Genomic DNA, 842 nt, shown 5'->3' with positions numbered 1-842 from the left:
TGGCGGGGCCCCGGACCGGCGCGGCGCCGCACTCCTGGCCCGGCTGTGCCGCCCCCGGGCGAGAAGTGCGTGACCGAAAGCCGAGACAGGGCTGACCGGCATATGACCGGCCGGTAGGGTCTGAAGACGTGCCGAAGCCTCTCAGCCTTCCGTTCGACCCCATCGCCCGTGCCGACGAGCTCTGGAAGCAGCGCTGGGGAAACGTGCCGTCCATGGCCGCGATCACCTCGATCATGCGGGCCCAGCAGATCCTGCTCGCCGAGGTGGACGCGGTGGTCAAGCCGTACGGGCTGACGTTCGCCCGCTACGAGGCGCTGGTGCTGCTCACCTTCTCCAAGGCCGGTGAGCTGCCGATGTCCAAGATCGGTGAGCGGCTGATGGTGCACCCCACGTCCGTGACGAACACCGTGGACCGCCTGGTGAAGTCGGGGCTGGTCGCCAAGCGGCCCAACCCCAACGACGGCCGCGGCACCCTCGCCGTCATCACCGACAAGGGCCGCGAGGTGGTCGACGCGGCCACCCGCGATCTGATGGCCATGGACTTCGGGCTCGGGGTCTACGACGCGGAGGAGTGCCAGGAGATCTTCGCGATGCTCCGTCCGCTGCGGATCGCGGCACACGACTTCGAGGAGGGGTGACCCCGGGCAAGATCTCCCGGAACGGGTGGTTACGCTCGACTCCATGAAAAAAAGCGTGCTGACCCGCTACCGCGTCATGGCCTACATCACCGGCGTGCTGCTGGTGCTGCTCTGCCTGGGCATGATCGCGAAGTACGGTCTCGACGTCGACGGCGCCGCCGACTTCACCCGGGTCGTCGCCATCGCCCACGGCTGGCTGTACGT

2 protein-coding genes are annotated in these 842 nt (G+C 68.3%); both read left to right on the top strand.

The annotated features are described in order from the left end of the window. Positions 1-128 precede the first annotated feature (128 nt). Complete coding sequence (locus CCN44_RS42805; protein WP_086704675.1) at positions 129-638, top strand: MarR family winged helix-turn-helix transcriptional regulator; 510 nt, start codon at positions 129-131, stop codon at positions 636-638. A gap of 43 nt (positions 639-681) precedes the next feature. After that, the coding region (locus CCN44_RS42800; RefSeq protein WP_143650532.1) for a DUF3817 domain-containing protein at positions 682-842 on the top strand (161 nt) is incomplete at its 3' end.

The sequence above is a fragment of the Streptomyces tricolor genome (assembly GCF_002155905.1).
GTDB classification, from domain to species: domain Bacteria; phylum Actinomycetota; class Actinomycetes; order Streptomycetales; family Streptomycetaceae; genus Streptomyces; species Streptomyces tricolor.
Note: the sequence above shows the minus strand (reverse complement) of the source record. Positions and strands in the feature narration are given on the sequence as shown.